General features: G+C 41.0%; 19 protein-coding genes and 1 pseudogene. 10 read left to right on the top strand and 10 right to left on the bottom strand.

Annotation, left to right across the window (positions count from 1 at the left end):
- Positions 1–68: 68 nt before the first annotated feature.
- Complete coding sequence (locus BDD30_RS00210; RefSeq protein WP_015834385.1) at positions 69–1,634, bottom strand: hypothetical protein; 1,566 nt, start codon at positions 1,632–1,634, stop codon at positions 69–71.
- A gap of 526 nt (positions 1,635–2,160) precedes the next feature.
- Here BDD30_RS00210 and BDD30_RS24915 point away from each other — a divergent pair.
- Together BDD30_RS24915 and BDD30_RS00200 are read left to right on the top strand one after the other, a co-directional pair.
- A pseudogene (locus BDD30_RS24915) lies at positions 2,161–2,294 on the top strand (IS110 family transposase); the annotation flags it as partial.
- 480 nt (positions 2,295–2,774) lie between these two features.
- Positions 2,775–3,656: a helix-turn-helix domain-containing protein gene (locus tag BDD30_RS00200; RefSeq protein ID WP_015834387.1), complete on the top strand. Its 882-nt coding sequence runs from the start codon at positions 2,775–2,777 to the stop codon at positions 3,654–3,656.
- Positions 3,657–4,254: 598 nt separating this feature from the next.
- Here the strand turns inward: BDD30_RS00200 and BDD30_RS00195 are convergent.
- The 3 genes from BDD30_RS00195 to BDD30_RS00185 are packed head-to-tail and all read right to left on the bottom strand — an operon-like array spanning position 4,255 to position 9,727.
- Positions 4,255–7,767 carry an indolepyruvate ferredoxin oxidoreductase family protein gene (locus BDD30_RS00195; protein WP_015834388.1) on the bottom strand — a complete coding sequence of 1,171 codons (3,513 nt, stop codon included), beginning with the start codon at positions 7,765–7,767 and terminating at the stop codon, positions 4,255–4,257.
- Between the two features lie 44 nt (positions 7,768–7,811).
- Positions 7,812–8,045, bottom strand: coding sequence for a DUF2783 domain-containing protein (locus BDD30_RS00190; RefSeq protein WP_015834389.1), 234 nt, complete (start codon positions 8,043–8,045; stop codon positions 7,812–7,814).
- On the bottom strand, positions 8,045–9,727 hold the full coding sequence (locus tag BDD30_RS00185) for an FAD-dependent monooxygenase (protein ID WP_015834390.1): 1,683 nt from the start codon (positions 9,725–9,727) through the stop codon (positions 8,045–8,047). The genes BDD30_RS00190 and BDD30_RS00185 overlap by 1 nt, the downstream gene beginning before the upstream one ends.
- Positions 9,728–10,071: 344 nt before the next feature.
- Between BDD30_RS00185 and BDD30_RS00180 the strand changes: the two genes are divergently transcribed.
- Complete coding sequence (locus BDD30_RS00180) at positions 10,072–11,043, top strand: EthD domain-containing protein (RefSeq protein WP_015834391.1); 972 nt, start codon at positions 10,072–10,074, stop codon at positions 11,041–11,043.
- Between the two features lie 193 nt (positions 11,044–11,236).
- Here BDD30_RS00180 and BDD30_RS00175 read toward each other — a convergent pair whose 3' ends face one another.
- From BDD30_RS00175 to BDD30_RS00165, 4 genes are all read right to left on the bottom strand, one after another.
- Entirely contained in the window at positions 11,237–12,352 is a 1,116-nt protein-coding gene (locus BDD30_RS00175) for an NADH:flavin oxidoreductase (RefSeq protein WP_015834392.1), read from the bottom strand.
- On the bottom strand, positions 12,295–12,432 hold the full coding sequence (locus BDD30_RS23325; RefSeq protein WP_170152929.1) for a hypothetical protein: 138 nt from the start codon (positions 12,430–12,432) through the stop codon (positions 12,295–12,297). Before BDD30_RS23325 ends, BDD30_RS00175 begins: the two co-directional genes overlap by 58 nt.
- An 80-nt stretch (positions 12,433–12,512) precedes the next feature.
- Entirely contained in the window at positions 12,513–13,316 is an 804-nt protein-coding gene (locus BDD30_RS00170) for an SDR family NAD(P)-dependent oxidoreductase (protein ID WP_015834393.1), read from the bottom strand.
- Positions 13,317–13,358: 42 nt separating this feature from the next.
- Positions 13,359–14,915, bottom strand: coding sequence for an MFS transporter (locus BDD30_RS00165; RefSeq protein WP_041381868.1), 1,557 nt, complete (start codon positions 14,913–14,915; stop codon positions 13,359–13,361).
- 736 nt (positions 14,916–15,651) lie between these two features.
- Between BDD30_RS00165 and BDD30_RS00160 the strand changes: the two genes are divergently transcribed.
- The 7 genes from BDD30_RS00160 (at position 15,652) to BDD30_RS00135 (ending at position 22,758) form a co-directional block, all read left to right on the top strand.
- Positions 15,652–16,119, top strand: a complete 468-nt coding sequence (locus tag BDD30_RS00160) for a hypothetical protein (RefSeq protein WP_231849130.1) — start codon at positions 15,652–15,654, stop codon at positions 16,117–16,119.
- A gap of 669 nt (positions 16,120–16,788) precedes the next feature.
- The gene (locus BDD30_RS24910) at positions 16,789–16,905 is read left to right on the top strand and encodes a lariocidin family lasso peptide (protein ID WP_015834396.1); all 117 of its coding nucleotides are present in this window, start codon (positions 16,789–16,791) and stop codon (positions 16,903–16,905) included.
- Between the two features lie 190 nt (positions 16,906–17,095).
- The gene (locus tag BDD30_RS23320) at positions 17,096–17,272 is read left to right on the top strand and encodes a hypothetical protein (RefSeq protein WP_158307064.1); all 177 of its coding nucleotides are present in this window, start codon (positions 17,096–17,098) and stop codon (positions 17,270–17,272) included.
- Positions 17,262–17,726, top strand: coding sequence for a lasso peptide biosynthesis B2 protein (locus BDD30_RS00150; protein WP_041381869.1), 465 nt, complete (start codon positions 17,262–17,264; stop codon positions 17,724–17,726). Before BDD30_RS23320 ends, BDD30_RS00150 begins: the two co-directional genes overlap by 11 nt.
- Positions 17,723–19,645, top strand: coding sequence for an asparagine synthase-related protein (locus BDD30_RS00145; protein WP_041381870.1), 1,923 nt, complete (start codon positions 17,723–17,725; stop codon positions 19,643–19,645). The genes BDD30_RS00150 and BDD30_RS00145 overlap by 4 nt, the downstream gene beginning before the upstream one ends.
- Before the next feature lie 19 nt (positions 19,646–19,664).
- Complete coding sequence (locus BDD30_RS00140) at positions 19,665–21,431, top strand: ATP-binding cassette domain-containing protein (protein ID WP_015834399.1); 1,767 nt, start codon at positions 19,665–19,667, stop codon at positions 21,429–21,431.
- A gap of 952 nt (positions 21,432–22,383) precedes the next feature.
- Complete coding sequence (locus BDD30_RS00135; RefSeq protein WP_015834400.1) at positions 22,384–22,758, top strand: LecA/PA-IL family lectin; 375 nt, start codon at positions 22,384–22,386, stop codon at positions 22,756–22,758.
- 107 nt (positions 22,759–22,865) lie between these two features.
- On the opposite strand, the gene BDD30_RS24905 is transcribed toward BDD30_RS00135, so the two are convergent.
- Positions 22,866–22,934: a tail fiber assembly protein gene (locus BDD30_RS24905; RefSeq protein WP_387794716.1), complete on the bottom strand. Its 69-nt coding sequence runs from the start codon at positions 22,932–22,934 to the stop codon at positions 22,866–22,868.
- Positions 22,935–22,960: 26 nt separating this feature from the next.
- Positions 22,961–26,569, bottom strand: a complete 3,609-nt coding sequence (locus BDD30_RS00125) for a transporter substrate-binding domain-containing protein (RefSeq protein ID WP_121302519.1) — start codon at positions 26,567–26,569, stop codon at positions 22,961–22,963.
- Position 26,570 lies beyond the last annotated feature (1 nt).

Here is a 26,570-nt window from a genome sequence, read left to right as displayed (position 1 = left end):
AACTATGTGACTGGGGTGAGTGAACGTAGCCAACAAAGCAGCAACTTGAAGGATGAAGGGTATAATCATCAATTAGTTTCTATGGCTTTAAATTGTTGGGTTCCCTTTGCCACCACTGTTGCTTTTAATGGCGTAACCCGAAAAGCGGTAAGTGATGGGTTAATATCACCGAAAATCACCATATCACCCGGTAAATAAACGTCTTTCAACAGCAAAGTATTATGACCAGGAAATAATAAATGGTTCACGGCAAACATGCATATTTCTGGCAATTTTATTTGACTGAGTCGCTTAAATTTTTCCGAGGAAATATCCGTAAAATCATCACTGATATGTTTTTGCCATTTAGATTGCCACCACGCAGGCGGGCTGTAATTTCCTACAATATTAATATCTTCATCTGGCCCAGTAAAATAAATCACCTCTTTATCAGGGTCAATATGAACTTGATAAAATGATTTTCCATCAAGATAAAATGGGTAAGTCTCGTTAAACCAGGAATAACCACACATTATATTAGCACAATGGAACCACTTCATTCCGAAATCAACATTAAATTGATGGCTTTGTGGTGAATCTATTGATAACTGTAATCCAGTTTTAGCCGGTTTCATCAACATTCCATTGATAGGAAAGCGTACATTTTCATACACCCCATAATGTCCCCGGCCAGTCTCAAATTTATAACGTCCTGTCCAGACTCCATCCTGAGTTCCTTCAAAGTCTGCCATATAAGGCTTATCTGTTATATATGCAGAGTTTGCCTCCAGATAATGCAGCAGTTGATCAGAATCCGTTTGCTGAACTTTTAATGTCCATTCCCCTTTATCAAACAACTGATCCAGATTCGGTTTCAGAATGTCTTTAAATAAGCATTTATTACCGATAAGCAATGCGCCTGAATATTCCTCAGGGATTAGCCACGGATAATCCTTGGCAGGTAAAGTTCCACTTGTAGGGTTATAGTTAGTGGCAACAAACAACAAAACAGCGCCATTTCCTTCATCGCTCGTCGCTTTACGAATTTTTTCAGGCGCCCGCTGAGTACGAATACGAAAAGAACGAGGCACTAGACCAGCTTGACTACTCAGATCCAGCTTACCTAATTCATAAGTCATTTTATTAGCCATCAACCAAGTGCGGAAAAATTCTACCACTTCTGCTGGCGGTTGTTGGATAACATGCAAATCGAGTATGGCGCCTTCGTTAAGATTTATTATCACCCGACCTTGTTCTTCTACTGAACCTGTACCAGCCATGAGATCGATAGTCAGCACCATGCCATAACCATGACTAGGTTCAATCTTCTTATAGTTGATTATTTGCCCGGAGTCACTAAATTCAATAATAGCTCCTGAAATAAATTCTATCGTGGCAAGCGCCCTTGAATTTTCCAGTGTTGAATTCTCAAAAGAAATAAGTGGAACACCTAATTGAAGATCTTTAAATTGAAGTGTTTTTCTCTGGTTCTCCCAGTTGATAAGCGGGAAGTTCTCCCCGTTTTTTACCTTTTCAACATATTGTTGCTCTAACAGAGTGTTAATTTTTTTTCGGTCATAAGCAATAACAACATCCCAACCAAGCGTAACGGCTCTCCCCGATAAACGGTTAATAATTTCTTGAGCTGTATTCATAGTATTATCCTTTAAAATATCATAAAAATATTAATGAAATTTAAATCATCAAAGACTTTCATTATCCAAAATAAAGGGCTGTCCTAGATAAGGAATTTGAATTAGATATTCAAATGAGAAAAAATTGGATTAGACAATCACTTGCCGCCGTGTTGCCCCTCGAAATCTATTGGGTATAAGCTTACATCTGATAAAGCTACCGCCATTTCTGAACGTTTTGTATTTCAGAAAAATATATTAATAATAGTGTGCAACACTTCACTGAAAATAACGAAAAATACAATATGCAGAGACAGTTAAGATAGTCATTAGGTCATATTAATATTTATCTTTTAAAATTGTAGTATATGCTCATGGGTAATAAAAACGCTTTTTTTTCACCTTGAAAATACTTTTTTTCACCTTTTTCGTACATCTATAATAAAATTATTACACAATCATCCATATCATTTCCATTTTAATTATTTTGATTTGAAACTATTTTATCCTGAAATTACTTTGGCTGCTCATCCGGGTGGGGATTTAATGTACCGGTTCGTATGGCGCAGGTTTGCTGCGATATCTTCAACCCGCAGGTATTGAAGTCTTTAGGTCACAGCTCCCGACAGAATGGGGCGCAGGAAACGGGGTAAAAGTGATACGATTGATGTTGAGGATGCCCACCGTATTACACTGAAATCACTAGCTCAGCGCTATCTCGAATTACATGTTGAGATTGGCGAGCTGGATATCATGATAGGCTGCCATTGTTATTGACCTGTCTTGCCAATGTCCCCCTAAATACAATAATAATTCCTTAAAATAATCAGTAATGCTCTTTCTCAGGTAATAGAAATAGTCAGAAACAGGACTCATTCACATTGATCAGTACAGATACTCCTACTCCTTAAACAAATATAACGTAATAAAAATCCTGTTTCCTACAATTCAATCTACTTTTACTCATAATATGGATTATATATGACCTCAGTTATCTCGTGTAGTTCAAAAATTTACAATTATATACAAAATTATAGAAAAAATACAAAAATACACTATAAACTGTTTTTTTCTTTATCAACCAAACAAATTGATATAAAAAAATAGATGACATTAAATATATAAATATTCTTATATTGACTTTCAATTCAGGAGGAAAGTATGTTTTTCTCAAAAAAGATTAAGCAATTCATAATGATAGCTAATAAAGGTTCTTTTAAAGAAGCTGCTGATGAATTATGCTTGTCACCTTCAGCCCTCAGCAAGGGAATGAAAGAAATAGAAGAACAACTTGGAGTTCAACTTTTTCAGCATTCCAGGAGAAATGCTAAGTTGACAGTTAACGGAGAACTATTATATAGAGAATTATTTCCATATTACCAAGATGTAAATTCGACAACAAAACGTTTAATGAAGAGCTTTTCTAACAGCAAAAAAAACGTCATCAATATTGCAACGGATGGAACCTTATTTCCTAGCCTATCCTCGATAATTTCCAAAATATGCTCAAGTGAATCTAGTTTTCTAGTTGATGTTAGGACCTATCCCAATCATCTGATATCAGATATTATATTTCATGAGAAAGCCGATATTTTTATTGGGTTAAGAAATGAAGATAATCTTCACTCTAGCATTGAAAGTATGGATTTAACTCCGAATTTTCTAGGGTTAGCCGTTACAAAGCACATTATAAAATATAGCAAAAGCAATATGGATCTGTTATTGACAAATAACATAATTCAAACAGAAAATATGTTATTTTTAAAAGAATTCGAGCAGATAAAAAAACATTTATTAAACCTGAATTATAATAGAAGTATAATTACAATCCCAAATATCTATGATGTTTTACAGGCATTACGAGATGGAGCAGGTATATCATTTGTTCCACAGTGCGAAGAAAACCTATTATTAATAAAAAAATATGATTTAGCCCTGATATCACCCCCATCACCTTTTAATATAAAAATAAACAGAAAAATATATTACAAGAGAGAAAATAAAGAAGAACTACAGTGGCTAATTAAGTTGATTCACATTTAAGCTGACTTATTGCACAGTTGACTTCAACATCATAATTTTAGTTTGGAGACTTCTGTTTACTCGTACTACGTCCGTAATTGTTTTGTAAACAGATGCTCTCCCCGCCGATAAAAGTGACATTGTTGTTTATGTTTCTCCTTTGGCAGCATAATCCTTTTTCCCAACGGGAAAAAGTATCCCGGGATATTGCCTAATAACGGCAGGTTTCATTGACATTATTCCCCTCTTCAGAATGAGCCAATATTTTGAGCTTTCTTCTAACTTTCTGTTCTTCATTTTTGCTCAACTAACACCTGTTAAATATACCCAATAGATTTCAAGTTGCAGCGCGGCGGCAAGTGAACGAATCCCCAGGAGCATAGATAACTATGTGACTGGGGTGAGAGAAAGCAGCCAACAAAGCAGCAACTTGAAGGATGAAGGGTATATACATAAAACTGTCAATCGAGGGTCTAAAAATTCATAATTAATGAGAGTTACCTTTTGTTTTATATAAGAATGTAGAAAACTATTAGAACCAGTAACTCTCAAACCTTATTTTATTTGAAAATGAATAACCAGTAGCGATGACTTAATTCGGTTATTTATCCAAAGATTCTTAACTCACTTCTTTAACGGGTATCGCTGAATATATGGTTGAGCCACCATTTGCTATTTGATTAAGTAATTCATCCTGACGTTTATACGCTGCTGCAATTGAACGCTCCTTGATATGTCCATATCCCCTAATATTTTCGGGTACTTCAGCCCACTGGACAATCAAAGAGAGATTATTTGGTGAAATCTTTGATAATAAGTCATTTAATGTATCCTTATATCTCGAAACTAATAGCCTCTCTTCACGTCGTTCATGAGACCAGGCAAAGATGTCGAAAAAAGTATGGCGCAAACATCGGAGAGCGGCAAGCCCGCGAAAAAAGGGAATAATCCAACCAGATACAGTAATTTTACGATGATAGCCATTTTTTTCCAGCCACTTACCTAAGAATGGCGGTGCGAGATGAAAATTTAATTTTGGGTGCCCAATATATGATTCCGTCAAAGAATTAAGAAATTGCGGTGAACTATGTAGGCGGGCAACTTCATATTCATCTTTATAAGCCATGAGCTTAAATAAATTGCGAGCAACTGCGTGAGCTAGTGTGAAATCCCCCCAGTTAGCAGTCGCTTTTATAACGGCATCAACCTGTGCTCTATATTTTGCCGCATAGCGCTCATTCTGATAGTCCGTAAGATAACGGCTACGAGACTCAATAATCTTACGGAGTCCCGGCTCACCACTACCACTGCTGGTCCTGATAGGTTGATAACTTTTAGCGGCAGGAGCAACTAAGGATTGTATATATTCAGGATCATTAGCTAGCAACCGACCACAAGCGAACGCGACTTTATTAGCAGTAATATCACCGCCTTGTAAATTAATTGCTTGCTCAAAAACTTGCAAACTTAACGGGATGACGCCTTTCTGCCAGGCATATCCCAACAATAATATATTTGTTTGTATGCTCCCCACGAATTGAGTTGCAAAATAACGTGCATTTATAGCGTCATAGCAATCTTCCCCGACCAATGCTATTAATCGTTTCTCAATCTCAGAAGTGTCTATTTTGAGGTTTCTATCACGAACCATTGAACCCGTCTGCATTTCATGCGTATTGGCAATGATTTTAGTTTGTCCTGAAAGCAGAGCATTTAATGCCTCATCTTCTGACGCGACAGTTAAATCCGCAGCGATTAAAACGTTGGCACATCCTCGATCAATACGATGCTGATGTAATATATGATCTTTAGCGCCAATGCGTATGTGACTAAAAACAGAGCCGCCTTTTTGAGTAAAGCCCGTAAAATCAAGCACGCTAACCGAAAAATCCTGTAGATGAGCCGCTAAACCGATAGTCGCAGCCATAGTGACAACACCTGTACCACCAACACCCGTTATCAGTATTTCATAGCATTGATTTATACTGGGTAATTGCGGCAGTGGTAACTCATCCGCCCGTGTCATAATTAACTGCCGTTTGGTTTGTTTGGTTTTATCCGTATTAACCAAACGCGGTTTTCCTGTCACAGTCACAAAACTGGGGCAAAAACCTTTTAAGCATGAAAGATCTGTATTACATGATTCAGAATCTATCGCCCGTTTAGCGCCAAACTCGGTATCAACGGGCACCACGGATAAGCAGTTCGACTGTATTTGACAATCTCCGCAACCTTCACAGACAAGCTCGTTTATTGTTACATAGGTCTTTTTAGCCGGTACTGGTTGGCGTTTACGGCGTCTGCGATCTTCAGCGGCACACACTTGATCATAAATCAATACGGTGACACCAGGTATCGTCCGCAATCGAAGTTGCACCTCATTAAGCTGATCACGGTGGTAAACTTTGACTTGTTCAGGCAAACGGCCCTTTGTTTTATAACGTTCAGGCTCTTTGGCGACAATAACCACTTCTTGAGCCCCTTCATTACAGACTAACGTTGCTACTTGCTCAACACTTAAACTACCATCCAATGGTTGACCGCCCGTCATTGCGACAGCATCGTTATATAAGATCTTATAAGTGATATTCGCTTTTGCTGCGATTGCTTGCCGAATGGCCAAATATCCAGAATGAAAGAAAGTTCCATCTCCCATATTTTGAAAAATGTGCTCTGTTTTGACAAACGACATTTGACCTATCCAATCAACACCTTCTCCTCCCATTTGTACACTGCCGGTCGTGGCACGTTCAGGAATACGAGCGGCCAGAGCGTGGCATCCAATGCCTAACCTCGCCTGGCTCCCTTCTGGAATCATTGTCGAACTATTATGTGGGCAACCGGAACATAAATATGGAGTACGTTTTACCCAATTAACAGAACGTTCGATGAGTTTCATTGACCAAAATGATGGGACTTCTACTGACAGACCGCATTCTCGAAGCTGTTTAACAAGAACATCGACAATACGCGATGGTTTTAACTCATCTTCATTGGGTAAAAGTTTTATTCCATTTTCATCTGACTTGCCAATAATTAATGGCTGAGTATTGAGAACTGAATTAAATATACTGGCCTTTAGCGAATTCTCAACGACCCCGGCTTTTTCTTCGATAATCCATACTTTCTCACTTCGTTGAGCCCAGTCTTTTAAAATAGGAGATAGTGGATAAACAACTCGAATACCAAGTAATGCAATGCCTGCCGCCTCTAATTCAGTCAGCGTTATACCAAGTTCATCTAATGCTCCGCGAACATCCAGGTAAGCTTTACCCACTGCGGCAATAAGCAATTTTGGTGTAACCGGGGCGCAATCCACTTTATCTAATGGATTTTCGCGGATAAAACGACGAGCAGCTTCTAGTTTATAAGCAAAGCGCCGCTCAATTTGCATACCTGGTAAATCTGGCCAGCGCCAATGTAATCCGTCAGGCCCAACATCTACCTCAGGTTGTTTGAACGATGGAAACCCAGACACGTTAACTGATGCAGTCGCTTCTACCGTTTCAGTAATCGCCTTAAATCCCACCCATAAACCTGAAAAACGTGATAATGCCCAACCCCAGAGCCCACAATATTCATAGTCCTGAAGGTTAATAGGATGAATAACCGGTAATCCCCAGGCAATTAGTGCTTGATCTGATTGATGCGACATTGAAGAGGATACACACCCATGATCATCACCAATAACGACTAATACTCCTCCATGTGGCGATGAACCATAGGCGTTACCATGCCTTAATGCATCACCAGATCGGTCTACTCCAGGCCCTTTTCCATACCAAAGCCCAAAAACACCGTCAAAGCGACGCATTTTATCCGTTTCTACACGTTGAGTACCAATGAGAGTCGTTGCGGCTAAATCCTCGTTTATACCGGGTTGAAACCGAATATTGGCTTGCTCCAGTAAATTTTTTGCAGCCCAAAGTTCTTTATCAACACCACCAAGTGGTGAGCCACGATAACCACTGACAAATCCCGCAGTATTTAAACCCACAGATCGATCAAGAGCTGATTGAGCTAATAACATTCGCACCAGAGCTTGTTGTCCACTGATGAATATTTTGCCTTGAGGCTCATCAATACCTCGACGATAACGAGATTCAAGACGATAAGAAGTATCGAGAATCATATCAATTCCCCTCAAATATAAATTTTTAAAGGTTATTACGCGATTTAATTGGCGGCTGTCATCAGCCCCTTACGTGTAACAGTTATCGCTTCTCGTAAGATATTAGAATCACCGATATGATTAACGAGTAATAAAACTAATTGAGCGTAAAATAGATTCCCTAGTTCATCCCCCAGCTCTTGACATGCCTCTGTTATCATTTCATAACAGGCATCTGGGTCTGTTAAGTGGCTATAGGTAATTAATGATTCTGCCAAAAAGTGATTGTACGATTTCATTATATTTTGCTCTCGGCATGGGTAGCTATTGGTATGGAATAAGCAAGCGTCCTTTCAATGTCATCACGGTTAAATGAGGAAAATATCTCTAACACATGTTGATCAGGTCTAAATAACACGACTGATCCACCAGCCAAATCATAACGCTTAGCAACCAAACCATAGTGATCTACCAAAGTGACATCAATTGAGGTTACAGCAAGTTGTTCTACTGTAGCCGGCACTACTGTAATGATTTCTAATGGATAGGGACTACTGATATCTTCTAGATGATTTACTCCTCCGTCATAATTAGAACTCTGTCGATAGCATAGAAGTGTGAACCCTTTTCTACCGATGAAGTGCAATAACCAACTACTCTCATCTCCATTTTTTACCGGGGCATCCAGCGCGACATCTCCGGGCTTTACCTTTCCTTTTACCGAGGTGTCATACAAAAATTGCCCAATCCCATTTAAACGAGCGGGACTGGATAAACGCCCAGAGTTTACAAAGGTACGTCCCATTGCCGTTGTTTCGGACAAAACAAGACTTGCTCGACGAAGAGTCTCTATTGCGTGATTCGGCGGGGTGATGAATTGGGCACTGCGAGTCGAATTCATAATATTCTCATCGGCAGCGTGAATTCGTTCTTCGTTATAGGACTGCAACAGTTTTGATGATGCCCCATGTTTTACAACAGCACAGAGTTTCCAGGCCAAATTGTCTGCATCCTGAATTCCTCCATTTCCCCCCCTTCCTCCAAAAGGGCTAACTTCGTGAGCACTATCGCCAGCGAATACTACCCGCGAATGAACAAAGTTCTCTAATCGCCTGCATCGAAAGGTATATATGCTTATCCAGTCAATCTTGAAAGCTATTTTCGGATCTAGCATCGCCTTTAAACGTTCGGTAACTCTTGCCGGATGTCTCTCAAATACTGGGTCTGCTTCTACCCCCAATTGAAAATCAACGCGCCACAAGTTATCAGGTTGTTTATGTAAAAGAACCGAATGTCCTGGGTGAAACGGTGGATCGAACCAGAAACGACGCTCTGCCGGAAAGTCCGGTTTCATCTCGACATCAACAATCAAAAAATGATCATCAAAGTGCCTACCAATTAACGGTAAATTCAGCGTATTACGCACAAACGATCGCGCGCCATCACATGCGATGAGCCAATCACAATCAAGTTGATACGAACCATCTGGACAGGTGACCATCACCGAAGCACCAACACTATTCGACTCTAACGCGGAAACCGTGTTCAAACAGCGTAAATCAACCCACTCACTGGCTAAACAATCCTCAATTAACCATTGTTCTATATAAGTCTGTTGAATATTCAAGAACGCAGGGCAACCAAAATAAGGCTCAGTTTTAAAATCGAAACTGAAAGACTCTCGTTCCCCATGATAAACCCTGGATAAACTCCAATTGACGCCTTTTTCAGCCAATCGTTCCCCTAACCCTAACCGCTGAAGTATTTCTAAAGAACGCTGAGCAAAGACAATCGCTCGAGAGCCTTCAGTTAATACCTGTCGTGTTTCAAGCACGACACTTGGCACACCTCTACGAGCGAGATCTAATGCCAAAGTCAATCCTACTAATCCAGCTCCCACAATCACTACGGGAACCTTCCTTGGCACTGATAAGTTGATATCCAAAGGTTTTTTGTAATCCAAACTTGGAGGTTGATGCATTTTTTTAGCTCTCCGGAATGACGCGAGAACAGAAACGATTGATGAGAACTGAACGGGATTATTTCTTTTTTGAATTTAGATCGTTTGCGTGTAATAAGCAAACATATTCTTTAAATTTTAATGTAAATATAAACAGCTATAACATTGCTATTCGTTATATACCCAATAGATTTCGAGTTGCAGCGCGGCGGCAAGTGAATGCATGCCAGCATAAAAATATCATTACATGCTTACTAATCGCATGATACCATTATTAGGTTCACTGTCCCTCACAGACTTATCGGACACGTCGAACGTTTGTAATGCACTAATATTGCACCAGCGCTTAGCTAAGGAAGTAACATATGACTGATTGCATTAGCGTTCCGCCAGTGAGTTCATCATCGACACCTCAGACAACCGTACTTTGCACATTGCTTTCCAGAGCTGACAGCTCTTCGTTAACAGAACGTCGTAAAGATCCAAATCAAATGCTTGACGTACAGGGCAATCCTTTAGTAGAGCCGTCTTTAGTGATAAATGCATTTGAAAAGGATGCTAATTTAGCTTTCGAAAAATGGGCTGAATATTGGCGTAAAGTCCATGGCCCTAGATTTATTCATGCCCTACCACGGGAAGCCGGTGGGGAATATACATTATTACGTTACGATCAAATCCATCGATTCTCATCTGGGCCTTCAAGCATCAACCCTCTTCCTTATAAGCCACCACTTGATAAAGACGGGCATTTGTTTAATACCATCATAGGGCATATTCCTGTCCATCGTCGGCCACAATGGGATGGCATGGCGTATTTAAGCTTCCCAAATAGAGATAACTTGTATTCTTTATTCGAACACCCAGAAATCAGTAGAGCTATCCTGCCAGAAGATCAAGTGATCTTTCGAGAACTCTGTCCAGTACTTTGTCGTCAACATGTTTTAATTCCGGGCAAAATACGTAGCGACCCTATCCTTTTAGTCAATATTCACCAACGTGCAACGGAATTAAATCGCAGTGATTTTCATGAAATTCTGTTATACAAATATGCCAAACAAATAATCTCTCAACCTTCAACGCAAAAGTTTGTCCAACGTTACATTCAGCTACATAATATTGGTCCCATTACGGTAGGAGAGAAGTTTTTCCATCCGATAGCAAAAGATATAGATGCCATCTCGATTATGACATTCGCATCGATAACAGATTTAGAAGACTTTCTCCAGGATCTGGATTTATCTGCCACTCTAGAGAATAATTCTTTATTTAATAGAGAAAAAAGCGAATATTGGAGTGCGCTTTCTCACACATTGATAAATCAAAACTCGCTAAAATAGCTTTTTATAATTTGGGATTGACAATCAGATACGAAAATTCATCTGACAGACACCAGACAAATAATCGGTAGCTGTCAGATTAAATATTAAATATAAGTAATATACCCAGTAGATTTCAAATTGCAGCGCGGCGGTAAGTGAACGCAGCCAACAAAGCAGCAACTTGAAGGATGAAGGGTATATGTAAATAACATCAAAGACGCGTCGTCATTGACGATTTATTAAAAGGAAGAATTTCCGACAGTCTCCCTTCATAAACTTTTGTAGGCCATTCTGGATCAGCTAATAACATTCGCCCTAAAGCAACTAAATCAACTGAACCTGATGCTAACAATTCTATTGCCGGCGCTAAATCAGCTCTCCCTGCATCTGGTTTCTCATCTCCACGCAACTGAGCGATCGCATAGGCTTTATCCAAGCCAACGCTACCTACCATAATGGTAGGCTTGCCGCTTAAACGTCTGGTCCAAACTGCCAGGCTGTCTGGGCTTCCTTCAAATGCTGGTTCCCAAAAACGGCGGGTACTAACATCAAATATATCTACACCGGCTTTAACTAGCGTTGTCACAAATTTCTCTAACTGATCGGGTGTTTCGATTATTTTGGCGCCATAGTCTCGTATTTTCCACTGTGAAAACCTGAATACGATAGGAAATTCTGGAGTAGTGGCTTTCCGTATCGCGCTGACAACCTCAGATGCAAGACGAATACGATTATTAAAGGTTCCTCCATATTTATCTGTACGCTGATTTGTCACCTGCCAAATAAAACTATCTAACAAATACTCATGTGCCCCATGGATCTCAATACCATCAAAGCCAATATCCAATGCATTCTTAGCCGCCTGAACATACGCATCAATAATATCTTTGATATCTTTCTCATCGATACCTTTCACGATTGTCTGGCCGCCATCGCTTATGGTCATCGGGCCATATCCAGGCACTAAAGGATCTGGCCCAATACCCGGTCTACGCATTGGACCAACATGCCAAAGTTGGGGAATTATCAACGCACCATATTCATGGACTTGCTTTACAACTGTTTTCCATCCGTTAAGAGCTTCATCTCCATACATTACTGGAACATCAGCGTAACCATTTGCTGCGATATGTGGAATACATACTCCCTCGGTAATAATTAAACCAACACCTCCCTCGGCACGTCGTCGATAATATGCAGCATTTACCTGCCCTGGAATACCATTGGGAGATAATTGCCGTGTCATTGGCGACATGACAATTCGATTTTTCAACATCTGAGAGCCAAATGACATTGGCGCAAACAATGCAGCGTAATGTGTATCCATAATATCCCTCTACCATAGGGTATATACCTGTTATCTTTCAAGTTGCCTCTTTGTTGGCTGCACTCACTCACCCCGGTCACAGAGTTATCTATGCTCCCGGGGATTCGCTCCCTTGCCGTCGCGATGCATCTTGAAATCTATTGGGTATATATCTATCGAATTAAGCCGTACTCGCTAAAAAACCTCCGTCGATCCTAAAATTAGAGCCATTGATATAATTAGATTTCGGGCTTGCCAAAAAAGTCACTAAATCAGCAATTTCTTCTGGGCGGCCCAATCGCCCTACCAAAGTCGGTGAAATATTGGTAGCCACATGAGATTCAATCTTTTCCCACTCATCTGACCAATCATTGCGTTTAGCTACGGTTCGCCAATGCTGTTCTGCTGCTGGAGTAATCACATCACCTGGACTAATACAATTGGAAGTCACGCCTGTACCAGCAAACTCTTTTGCAATGGTGACAGCAAGGCTCACACAGGCCGATTTTGTTGTCGCATAAGCACCGAAAGAAGCAAAGGGACGGGATGCGGCAATACTCCCTAAAGTAATCACTCTCCCCCATCCATTTTCAACCATTGAAGGAACGATAAAACGAAGTAAACGAATGATAGAACCTACGTTTTGATCGTAAAGATTTAACCAATCCTGAGCCGTACTTTCCAGGATTGGCGTTGGCGGAAAAGCGCCAGCATTTGCAACTAATATATCGATTCCGCCAAATGCAACTTGAGCCACCCGGACAACATTCTGAGCCTGATCATCATCAGTCAGATCGCCAATAACCATGCACGCTTGTCCACCATAATCAAGTATTTCCTGCATCACTTCTTCGGTTTCCTTTTTCCTTCGTCCATGTACAACAACCTGCACGCCTTCATTTGCTAAGGAAATTGCTATCGCTCTACCAATTCCACTATTGCTTCCCGTCACCAAAGCTCGTTTTCCTGTTAGCTGCAAATCCATCAGATACCTCGCTTTTGCAAGTCAATTTATTAAAATTATGTATTAGCGAATTGAATTTTGCTTTTCACGTCGTAGCAATAATGCACAAGCTAACGCGCTCAACGCTGTTAATGCTGCGATTATCAACAAAATTGAACCGAAGGAATTTTGATATATTGTCGCAAGCCAGTGGCCCAAACTTGCCCTATCAGCATCAGTGACCGATTCAAGTATGGATGACATTTGGCCACTCGCGATCTTTCCTCCCCATTCGCTGGAGACTATATTTGAAAAAGCATGATCTGCTTTGGCGGAAACCAGAATGGCCGATGTCTTCGCTGCCAGCAAAGCACCAATGATAGCGATAGCCAAAGCTTCCCCAGATACACGCATAGTCGTAAATATGCCTGCTGCCATGCCTGCGCGTTCTTTAGGTACTACACTCATAGATAAACCATCCATGAGTCCCCACGGCAATCCACTACCAATACCGATCATTAATAAAGGACCAACTAAAGAATTTATATTTCCGTCAACTTGGAGGCTGAAAGCTAACCAACATCCGCCAACAGCGGCAACCAACAACCCGATGCTACAAATCAGCCCGGGGGAGACATATTTTGAGAGATACCCAGCAATGAAAGGAACAACCAGCATCGGCGCTGTCAGTGGGAGAATTGCAAGACCTACTCGCCCCTCATTAAAACCTTGAATACCGATGAACCAGATTGGCAGAGAAACTAACAACGCGACAAAACAGAATCCTGTTGAAATAGGCAATAATTGCACGCCAATAAATCGCGGATAGCGGAATAGACTTAAATCAAGCATTGCATATCGAGACTTAACTTCCGCTATAACAAAAACAACTAAAAGCAAAGCACTCGTAAGGAACAATCCAATAATATAAATATCAGTCCATCCTCTTTCTGGTGCAAAAACAATTCCCAACGTTAATGTACTCAAGGCAAGTGTAAAAAGAATGATGCCCGGCCAATCTATACTTTTCGCTTCAGGATCTTTTGATTCATTTACCTTTTTGGCACTGAACAAAAGGACAAGCAGTGATACCAAAGCGATAAAGAAAAAGAGCGATCGCCAACCAAAGTTAGCTATCATCGTCCCCACAAGCATAGGGCCGAATGCTAATCCAATACCAAAGGAGGTACCAAGGAAGCTAAACGCTCGCAATCGTAAATGTTCATCAAATTCTTGCGCTATCAGAGCTGATGAACTCGTCAGGGTCAAAGCGCCGGCGATTCCTTCTATACCCCGGAGTATATTGAGTGAAATAATATCGGGAGCGAAGCCAATAAGAAGTGAAGTGATAAAAAACAAGATTAATCCACTTAAAAAACAACGCTTACGACCAAACCGATCAGCCAATGTTCCACCAGCCATCACACAACTACCAAAAGCAACGTTATAAGCGTTAACAATTCCGCCCAATTCAATCGAAGAACCACCAAGTTCGAGAGCAATCATAGGCGTAGCAATTGCAGGCCCTGTGAATACGATAGGGATGATGATTCCCGCAGCACACAAAGGAAGTAATACTGAATACCGGTTTCTCTCTTCACTATAATTATTAGGCGCAGGTATCTGCTGTGAAACGTTCATTTTAAACTCCATGACTCGGTTTGGTTAATCAGACGCCATCTTTGCTTCAGCTTAAGGAGCTATAATGACACAATGGTGTCATACGAATAGATCGCATGCAATCTATTTTTATGAAGTATAGCTCAAACAGGATACAAGGTAAGTTGGTTGCAAGACGGTAGTGATTTGAAGGCTAAAATGCCCTGGAAACTCATCAATGAGAATAATAAAGTGATGTAATGTATTTCAGATGAAATTGTTTTTAGTTCGTGCAGAATAGGAAAATGGAAATTTATAATGAAAAATAAGTAACTCAACAGACTTCAGAAATAACCCAATACATTAGGACTCATTGAAAAACATATAAAGATTTTTTCGCCATACGCCATAAAAAGCCCTTGAATATTAAAATAAACAATAAAAGTTATGATATCCCTGTATCGAAATTCATAGTTTTCATTAGGGAACGAAAATATTTTAAAAGTAATTCGTAAACGATGAGGAAATTAAAGGAATATATTATGAATTTTTTAGATATTTATATATCAGAATACTGATGTTTATTATTATTTTAATTCATTAAAAAAACACAATAATTAAAATGAATGCAATGAATACTATATATACCCAATAGATTTCGAGTTGCAGCGCGACGGCAAGTGAACGAATCCCTAGGAGCGTAAATAACTCTGTGACTGGGGTAGCCAACAAAGCAGCAACTTGAAGGATGAAGGGTATAAACTAACGAGGAATGATTATGGGAATACTTACAGGCAACGATACTCCGATCCCAGGAAAAACTTATATTATTCATCCGTATCCAGCGGGTAATTACGCGACGGCTGTAACGGTAGCTAGTAAATTTCATGCAGTGCCGGGAAGCGTGTCATTGGCAATATGGGAGAGCACTGAACCACTACAACAATTTGAGTGTGTTGAAAGGGGAAATGGGGACTACCTTGGTTTTATTTGCCGGGCATCCCCTGTAAATAAGCACGGGGCTTACCTTGGCTACAACGCTCACGAGATACTTGTCTGTCAAGCTCAGTACCAGAAAAAATGGGAGGATATGGTTGTGATTAAACGTCAATCTGGAGGATTCGAGTGGTGCATGAGAAAGGATAACCATCTTGCATTTGTTGGAGTTCATGGCAGCATACAGTTGAAAATATTAAGAAAATTTACTAGGACGTGGGGCTTCACCGAGTGGTCCCCTGACCTCTAAATTGTCAAATCCAGCACTTAAATGCTGGATTTGTGACCCGAACCATATTTTCGATATCTAATACAGGAATATCTCAGGAATAATGCCCACGATAATTACCTCGGTGACATGCTCAGTTTAAATAAATTACCTAATACTTTATTTCAGATCTAATATATACCTGTTATCTTTCAAGTTGCCTCTTTGTTGGCTGCACTCACTCACCCCAGTCACATAGTTCTCTATGCTCCCGGGGATTCGCTCCCTGGCCGTCGCGATGCATCTTGAAATCTATTGGGTATAGTGACATATTATGATTTACAGAGGAGAGTAATTATTATCAGTTAATATGAGTTATAATAATAAATACTTTGTAAAAACCATAAAAAAATATCAAGTGTAATAATGTTTTTTTCGTCTATATTTTTGTGGGCCAATTACTTGGTGTGTATTGGTTATTAGAACTGTAATATCATGATTTCTATTTTAATTTGTATTTTTATCTCTATTATGTGAATTTTTTACTTTACATAATTACCCGTTATAGTGTAAAAGCAAATAGCTTCTATGCATTCTCTTAGTTTATTATACCCGCGTACAAGAAACGAGCCTTAATTAAATATTCAGTAAACTATTTTTATGCTAAAGCGAAAAAATATTTTTTTAATTTTAACGTAAAGAGGTTAAAAAATGATTAAACCGACAAAAATAGTTTCTTATGGATCATTTCTGGCAGTCATTCTATCTAAAAAGTCCCGCCCCGGTGATGGTGTCTTTGGACGCGGTGTGAAAGGCGGCGGAAGATAATGGTATTTGGCACGTATCTAAGTTTTTTAGGTGCGTGCTTTTTCTTCTCAACTTAATGTCTCTTAATAGGTATGTAAAATACGTAATGCAAAGATATCCAAAACTCATTTATTCGAAAAAACCTCTTGAATACATTTCGTTGGACGGTGAGGCAATAATATATAGCGAAACCAAAGGAGAGTATTTTGGTGTGTCTGGGGTGGCTGCCGATATTATGGGTGTTTTCCAAGATGCACCGAATGGCCTGTATGTAGAAACCCTTATCGATCATATTGCCAATAATAGCCAATTAAAATCTGAAGATATTGAACTAATATTGGATGGAATAGCTACGTTACTGGATCTGGGTGTACTTTATGAAGAGTAACAACGCATATATATTTCTAATACACAGTTTAGTAAGAGCCATATTGCTGGAAAAACCAATCAAAGATGCCTATCTCAGTATCTTTAAATCGATATATCCATGTACTGTTAGAGGGAATTTCTCTGATGCAGCAAAGCATATCGATCAATCCTATTTTCAGGAAATTTGTGATTTTATTTACCAGGCCGATTCATCAGAAATTACTAGTGCATCATGCTATTCAGCAAGTATTGTCGTTCAATTGTTGGCGTCTTTACACGGCATCCCCAGCGATATGGTGATTGGCATCAAAAAACAAGATGAGAAGATCGTCGGTCATGCATGGATTGAATTATGCAGTGACAAATTCAAAACAAAAATTGTTAACCCGGGGCATGTAGACTTAAGCGGATATAGTCCGTTACAGCGCATGAGTCCAGATACAGCCATCTCTGAATGGGCAACTTCAATATGAAACTTTGGTCGGTGGTAATAAACGCTACGACGATTGATATAGATGCATATGTTAACGCTCTCTTCAATGCCATGACAGATATCCAAATCGATAGCATGAAGAAGATGGATCACCAATGGGCAACAATGATCGAAGCCGATGTTCGCCTTTGCGATACTGAACGAAAGTTGACTGGCATTGAGATATCTACTGCTCATTCATCTTACAGCGGATGGATACGTGATTTGGACAACGATCTTCTTATTTCATCATTCCGCCAAAACGCGCCGATACTTGATCCATCTCAGGGAAGAGTAATAGGTGAGTTTAGCTACATATCGATTCAGCCCGGCCATGTGCATGCTGTGACCGATCACTATGCGACACATCCGGTTTATTACTGGCAGGGAAAGAATAGACAGTGGGTCATTAGTAATGACTTAAGAATGTTACTGTTGTTTCATCATGTGCCGCTCAACATAAGACATGAGTCATGCTTTGAATTCCTAACGCAGTCCGTCATGGTAGGAGAAAACGAACTGGCCGATGGCGCAACTTTCTTTGCTGAAATACGAAAGATGCCGATAAACAGCGTATTGAAGATCAATAGAACAGATGGGATATTTAAATTGGCACCAATGAACACAAGCGCAGCTTCTCAGTACAGCAAGACGCTCTCTTATCATGAGAACTTTCAGCACGCATTCCGAGAATGCTTTGATACGTGTGTGGCAGACCGCCTCAAAGCCGGCGCAGATGGGATTCTACTAAGCGGAGGAATAGACTCAAGTACTGTCCTCGGCGCAAGCCTCGCATTGAATGAAAGCCCTCCCATGTTCTGCGCCAATATGAGCTTCAGAGATGCAGACCTTGCAATGAGTCAAGATGATAAAATTGTTGAGGCACTAGTTCATCACTGCAACCTTCCTCACAATATTGTCTATGCCGATGATTTTCTTCGTTTGCCGGCACCAGATGATCCAATCGCCTACGTCGACGGGCCAGAGCCATCCGCTAACCCACTTGCCAAGGAGGCTTTAGCTAGCGTTTTTCAGCACAACAATGTATCGCTTATTATGACGGGAGAAGGCGGAGATATCATTCTTGGAGAATCGATGCATCAATGGATTCTAGATTCGATTCGTATACACGACGGAATCGGGGAGTTACATAAATATATCACCGAGAATCTGCGGGTGCGTCCTTTTTCTCTGGACTACTTTCGCCATATACTCACTTCTCTTTCACCTTATTTGGGAAGACGGGCATTGATTAAGGAGGTGTCAAATGACCAGAGGCTGCCCGACTACTTTGGGGCTGTGCTGCATAATTCTATGAGCCAACAAGCTAAATTACAAAAAATAAAGATAGCGTGCTCTCAGGCTAAATATCTTGGCCATGATTACATTAAAACTTTACTTTTTCCTCGAGCCACTTATTTCGATTCGCTGAACATTTACTGCACACATTCTCATCCTCTTCTAGATCCGAGGATGACCGCATTTATGCTGTCCTGTCCACCGCATCTAAACCATGATTACAAACGTCTCAATCTTGCCAACCCATATGCAACTTCAAAGATGCTGGCGAGAAAGGCTTATTCCGACATACTACCCAATTTTGCTACCGACAAACAGAGCAAAACAAGTTATGCATTAATGGCTCGTCGTATGTTTTATAACAGCGCGAAAGAGATGTTGCGTTTGACGGATAGGCCAATGATCTTGGATAGTTGGAAGTTCATTGATCAGGCCCAATTCCGTCGCTATTTGATGGCCTATATCATTGCGACGGAAGATCCCAACACTCAGCTTGGTGTTGAATACCATTACCTACGTGGAGTGATAGATCTTGAAGCCTGGCTGATGAAATTTACGCAGGAGCGAACTTCTGTAATTCACTACCTGAAATTTTCACCCTTGCGTACTTTCGTGAACTAAATGAGCCGAGACTATCGTCATGAAATATTGGGATAACATACAAAACCTCCGCAACGCATTGTCGCTGTTATGGCAAGCAGCACCGCGCGCATTAACTATTGCTATTGCCTCTAATCTTGTCATTGGCCTCATTCCTAGCGCGTTACTTTATATCAACGCACATCTCATAGAAAGTCTAACCACCAATATAGCCGCAGCGGCTGTCATCGCATTAGTATCTGCCTATTTTATACTCAGTGGTTTTCAGGACGGACTGAATGCTATCTCAAACTTTATCGTAGATACACTGCGAGACTCAGCAGTCATGCTACTGAAACGTAAGGTGAATGAGATCATTGCAACGTTCCCGGGCCTCGCCATTCATGAAGATACCAAACTGCGTGAAATGGCTATTCTCTCGACTAAAGTCGGCGATGAATTAGGTGAAATGGTGTCACATTTATACGCCGTATGTACGGGAATTTTGATGATTATTCCGATTCTTTTCCTGACAGGACAGGTCGCATGGTGGATACCTTTCCTAATGCTGGTGGGCATGGTGCCTACCGTGATGTACCGTGCTCGAACGGAAAGCGAAAGTTGGGATGTGCAGGAACATCATGCAGCGACATTTAACGAACTGCGTATTCTGGAGCGAATATTAACTCAACCCGAATTTGCTAAAGATCTGCGTCTTTATCGTATGCAGGCGCATTTGCTGAGTCGGTGGCAAACCCTTTATGATAACTATCTTAAGCATATCAAGCTGGTACGTACACGTAACGCCATCAAATTGTTGTTCACCTCCTTGTTCGCGAGCATCTGTCTGGGCGTACCGCTTTATGTTGTTGTCGATGGATTTCAGCTAGGTAAGTTCAGCATTGCTCAGCTCGCCTTTTTGCTTGGTGCACTCGTTCAACTGAAAGACGGCCTATCAGCGGTCATTTTTAATTTCGGTGACCTGCTCCGAGTGTCATATGCCGTACGTCCATATCGCAACCTGGTTTCCATCCATACGGCTAAACAGGAGACAAATTGCGAGGACACGCGTAAGCCTCAGACTATGCCCAAATCATCGGTGATCATGCCCTGTCTAACGCTGAGGAATGTTGAACTACGCTATCCAGGTGCTGAATGTGCTGCGCTGGAGCAAATTGATTTGAACATTCAACATGGGCAGACGATCGCGATCGTTGGTGAAAATGGCGCTGGAAAAACAAGCCTGCTCAAAATGCTATGCGGGCTATATGCACCGACCACTGGCGAACTAACGTGGTCGGTATCGCACATTCCTCCACGCGTCATTGGTGTATTTCAAGACTTTGCACGTTTTCCACTTGACGTAAGTGGTAATCTTTTTACCCGCGATACGCAATCTATCAACGAATATCTGCGGGAGGTTGGTCTTAATTTTCTTGAAAATCGGCTGGACACGCCGTTAACGACGGAAATAGAAGGTGGAGCCGATATATCTGGAGGGCAATGGCAACGGCTGGCTATCGCGCGGGCGATGGCTCACATTGATGAGGCCGACCTGCTTGTTTTCGATGAACCCACCTCAGCACTTGATCCGGAGTCTGAAGGCGAGATAATGCGGCTTATACTCAAACTGGCCAAGCAACGGACGACCGTTATTGTCAGTCATCGCCTTTCTTTAACGCGCTTCGTCGACCGCATTATCGTATTGCACCAAGGCCGCCTTATTGAAGCAGGAACGCATGATGAACTTATCGCACAGAACGGAAAATACGCCCGGATGTTTCACAGTCAAGCCAGTTTCTATCAGAAACGCACTGAGATTATATAAGAGTTGACATCTTCCCCCACCTTCGACTTCGTGACTCAGGAGGGGGATTCCCGTTAGTGGGTGACTGCTGATTGCTCAGTGTCTAGTTCTTGCTTCAACGGGCGGCCTCTGACCTCTAAATTGTCAAATCCAGCACTTAAGTGCTGGATTTGTGACCCGAACCATATTTTCGATATCTAATACAGGAATATCTCAGGAATAATGCCCACGATAATTACCTCGGTGACATGCTCAGTTTAAATAAATTACCTAATACTTTATTTCAGATCTAATATAGTGACATATTATGATTTACAGAGGAGAGTAATTATTATCAGTTAATATGAATTATAATAATAAATACTTTGTAAAAACCATAAAAAATATCAAGTGTAATAATGTTTTTTTCGTCTATATTGTAGAAACCCTTATCGATCGTATTGCCAATAATAGCCAATTAAAATCTGAAGATATTGAACTAATACTGGATTGAATAGATACGTTACTGGATCTGGGTGTACTTTATGAAGAGTAACAACGCATATATATTTCTAATACACAGTTTAGTAAGAGCCATTGTAGCGAACCGCGTAAATTAAAATGACGCACTTTTTCAATTTACGCGGCTCGATACAGTCGAATCCAACAGATTTTATAAAAAACAAAAGTAAATAATTATAATATTAAATTAACCGTTGTTCTAAAAATCATTTTTACTAACATAGTTCACAATATCTGATGTATTTCATTGCTCCTCCTGTCATAAAAAGATAAATTCTTTTTCAGCCAAATATGCAAATATCTTTGGAAAAATTATTCCCATATACCCAATAGATTTCAAGATGCATCGCGACGGCAAGGGAGCGAATCCCCGGGAGCATAGATAACTATGTGACTGGGGTGAGTGAGTGCAGCCAACAAAGAGGCAACTTGAAAGATAACAGGTATAAAACATAATTTCGGAGGTAATATTATGTATGATTGGTCAGGAAGTGTTCCAGCTAATGCTAAAAACGGTAAACCCACAGGACTTATTCTCAAACAAGGAGATATAATCTCTGTTATTGCCAAAGGATGGGTAAAGTTCGGTCGTGGAGACAATCAATGGGCCGCACCTCAGGGCTCTATACCTACTTATCAACTAAATTCATCCGACGCGCTCAGTGCCAAAATCGGTGATAAAACCTACGACATAGGCAATGGAGTACTTCATAAAACTGTTCCCGTAGATGGAGAATTAATACTTTTATTCAATGACGCGCCAAGGTATTACGGTGACAACTCAGATAAATTTCTTGTCGATGTCATAATAGAGTCTCGATATTCCCCTCTTAAGGAAAGAAAATAAAAATCCAGTGAATACGTATTAGCAATAAAGTAATAAACATTCTCATTAATATAATGCCAAGTGAAAAATCATGTGATCTTCACTTGGCGGATAGCAATTCACAGCCCCTATTTTAATTTAGGCTGTGGCGGCCATTCCACATCAGGCGCTTGATTCACATCTACACGAGTAAACAATATGTAAAATTACTAAAAAAATAATGTCACCCATCTTGCAATATTTCCAATCGCTGCTCGATTTGCCGTTGGAAATGCTCAGCACGAGTCAACAAAACGGCAACTGTTTTCTCATCACAAAATTCGCCTTTCTCAATACGCAGACAGACACGTATTCCCTGCTGATATCGCATCAAGGCAAAAGCGCCTTTCATACGATGTGCATGATGTGCAACTTTCTCATGGAATTGTTGATTTTCCTGTTGCCTCAGTTCTGCAATATCTTCCGACATGCCCTTCTGTATCGCACTGAGTAATTGACGTTCTACAACCATATCTTGTTGAGCCAACGTTTGAATCTCATCAAACTGGAGTGTTGCCTCATCATTGACTTGTCGGTAATAACGAGTAATTTCTGCCAATAACTTGCTTTGCACCAACGGTTTAATCAACACACCATTCATTCCCGCCTCCAGGCAACGGGTTTGCTCGGTAGAAAATGCGTTCGCGGTACACCCTAGAATAATGAACGGCGGTAATTGACGTAGCTGTTCATATTCTCTCAGTAACTGGGTCAGTTCGTAACCATTCATCACTGGCATCTGACAATCTGTCAGTACAATGTCGAAATAGCCATTTTCCATCAGATTCATCGCCTGTTCACCGCTTTCAGCCAGTACAACATAATGGCCCGATGGCGCTAACTGTAATGACAGCACTTGTAAATTGGCAGGTAAGTCATCAACTACCAAGATATTCAGTGGTTCATTAATCTCCGTGCTGATACTTTCAGTTTTTTCACTCGCAACTTCCTTCTCCATCGTGCTACGTAGAAGCGGTAACATCACGGTTACTTGCGCACCACCACCAGGCACACCCGTGATTTTTAGGCTTCCTCCCATTAATTCAACTAACTGTACAGAAATAGGTAATCCCAACCCAGTACCGGTCTTACCACCATTATTTTGCGTTACCTGTACGTACGGCAGTAAAACCGCCTCATACAAGGTTTCCGGAATACCACAACCGGTATCTGCAACCACCAGCGTAATTTCATCTCGATTACTGTCTGCAATATGCTGATAGCTAGTGCTGATCCGCACGCCACCCTGTTCAGTAAATTTAATCGCATTGCCCAGCAAGTTATTAACTACCTGAGTTACACGTATAGCATCCAGTAGATGATAATATTCAGATGGCAAATCAAACTGCCGGATGAAATACAGCCCCTTTTCCTTCGCTCGATGACTAAAAGTTGCCGCACAACTTTCTAAAACATCCTGCAATGATTCTGACTTCAGATTCAGCACCATACGCCCAGCTTCTATCTTGGAAAAATCCAGCACATCACCGATGATTCCCTGTAAAGACATAGCGGCATGCCATGCAATATGTAACGGCGTAGATTGCTGGGTTTGTTGTTTTACTTCCAAATCGAGAATACCGATAATTGCCTGCAAAGGAGTACGGATCTCATGGCTCATGTGCGCCAGAAAATCTGATTTTTCCAGACTGGCAAGTTCGGCTTTATCGCGCTCTTGGCGTAGCTCTTGCGCTAGCAATTTACGCTCAGTGACATCAAACCAACCGCCAATGATGCCCTGAACAACGCCTTCGGTATTGCTGTAACTTTCAAGCCATAAATAAACATCTTTGTTTTGACTCTGAACCACAATGCTGCGATCAGAAAAATGCGCCAATTCCCCCTCCATGCAGTGCAAGAAAATCATACTGATATCTTGCTCATCATCAGGGTTTAAGAAACAGAGAGAGAAAAGACTACGGCCAATTACATCAGATCCAGCCTGGCTCATCTCACGCCGGAAATAAAGGTTCGCAGCCGTAATACACATCGTTGGATCACAGACAAACATTGGCGTAGGAATGTTATTAAATAACGTTTCCCAGTATGCCAGCAAATTCTGTAAGTTATTTTCCGCCTTTTTACGGCGTCTGATTTGATGTGCAAGATAACTGCCCCAAAAGGCCGAACTCAGTGCAATCACAAATAACGCGCCTCCCCACAATTTCAACCAAGGAGAGATCTTATTGTCATCATAAGGCGTCACATTCGCCATAGATAACCATTTTAAGCGCAACACACGCAGCTCATTTGGGGGCAGTGCATCAATGCTTTTATTCAATATGCTAACTAATTGAGGATAGGAAGGTAGAATGGCGTATTGTTCTGGTTGTAACGAATCCCTAAGAAATTGAATAGAAATATTGGAACCATAGCGATTTGCCTGTAGATAATCAGCACTAATCAAGCTATCAAAAGTTGCATCCGCCGCTCCGGCCAGTACCATTTCAATCCCTTTTGTCACACTGTCAACTTCCACGATGGAAATATCTGGATACTGCTTCAATACTGACATTAGTGCATGATCGCGCGGAACCGCAACCCGGTGATGCTTAAGTTGCTCAAACTCATAAGGGGCATTACGCCCATTGTGGGTGATCATTACCCATTCCACAGTACCATAAGGATGACTGAAAGAGAGCCAACGGTTACGATCTGGTGTATTGACTAAAGAAGTCATCTGAGCTTCACCATTTTTTAACAGTTTTTTGACCCCCGCAGCGCCATCTGCCGGAATAAAATTAAAGGTGATGCCGCTTTTCTCGCCTATCAGACGTAAAATATCGACATCCAGCCCTGTAATTTCACCTTTTTTATCTAAGAACGAATAAGGCGGCTCAGTACGACTGGTTGCAACATTGATGACAGGATTCTTTTTAATCCAGGCTTTTTCTTGTGGTGAAAAGATCGCGGTGTCGTTATTATTTCCTAGGGCCAACCCAGAAACCCAACGTTGATAAACCTTAGTTCTTATCTCATGGGGAATTGCGGTCAGGATAAGATTGATCGTTTCAACCATCCCATCACCGTTGCGACCAAGAAAATTATATCGTTCTCCCTGTGAAAGATCCCGACGATAAGTCAGCTCGCTAAACGGGCGAAAAGCCAGTAAATAGGCAATCTGGCTTTGACCATCCAGATAAGCATCTACCTGACCATCCACCACCGCCTGAATTGCCTCCTGTTGACTTTTTGCCACTAAAACGCTGCGGTAATATTTGCTCAATTGTTTAATGATATTTGGGTTACTGCCAGGCGCCGCCATAATATTCATTTTATCAAATGGCATATTCACTTGTTCTTTACGCATAATCAGGGCAAGTGGCTGCACCAGAATCGGGTAAGTATTATCGCTCCTATTTTCCGATTGTGATGAGGCAGAATGTGATAACAGCTGAATATCTCCACGCTGCAATGCTTCATAAGCGGATGCCCAGTTGCCAAACAGACGTACCTCCACGGGCCTTTTTAACACCGTTTCAATCAGGCGAAGATAATCAGCATAAATCCCTTCCAACTTGCCATCCCAACGATGGGTCACTAATGGCGACCCGATACAGCAGAGAATACCAACTTTTAGTGTTGGGAAATGCGGGGCTAAGATCTCGTGTTCTTTGACAGGTAATGGAACAAACTCCTGAGTGACGACGTTCGAATAAAATTCCACCGGCAGTCCGTCTGAAGGCAGCTCTTGCGCATTATGGAATTCAAACAGATTGAGACTCTGGCCAGATAATGGCAACAAGAGTAACAATATGGCGACCCATAGAAGTCCGTTCCGCCCGCCTTTCATT

It is taken from the genome of Photorhabdus asymbiotica, from assembly GCF_003634575.1.
In the GTDB taxonomy this organism is placed as follows: Bacteria; Pseudomonadota; Gammaproteobacteria; order Enterobacterales; family Enterobacteriaceae; genus Photorhabdus; species Photorhabdus asymbiotica.
This window is presented reverse-complemented; position numbering and strand designations above follow the sequence as displayed.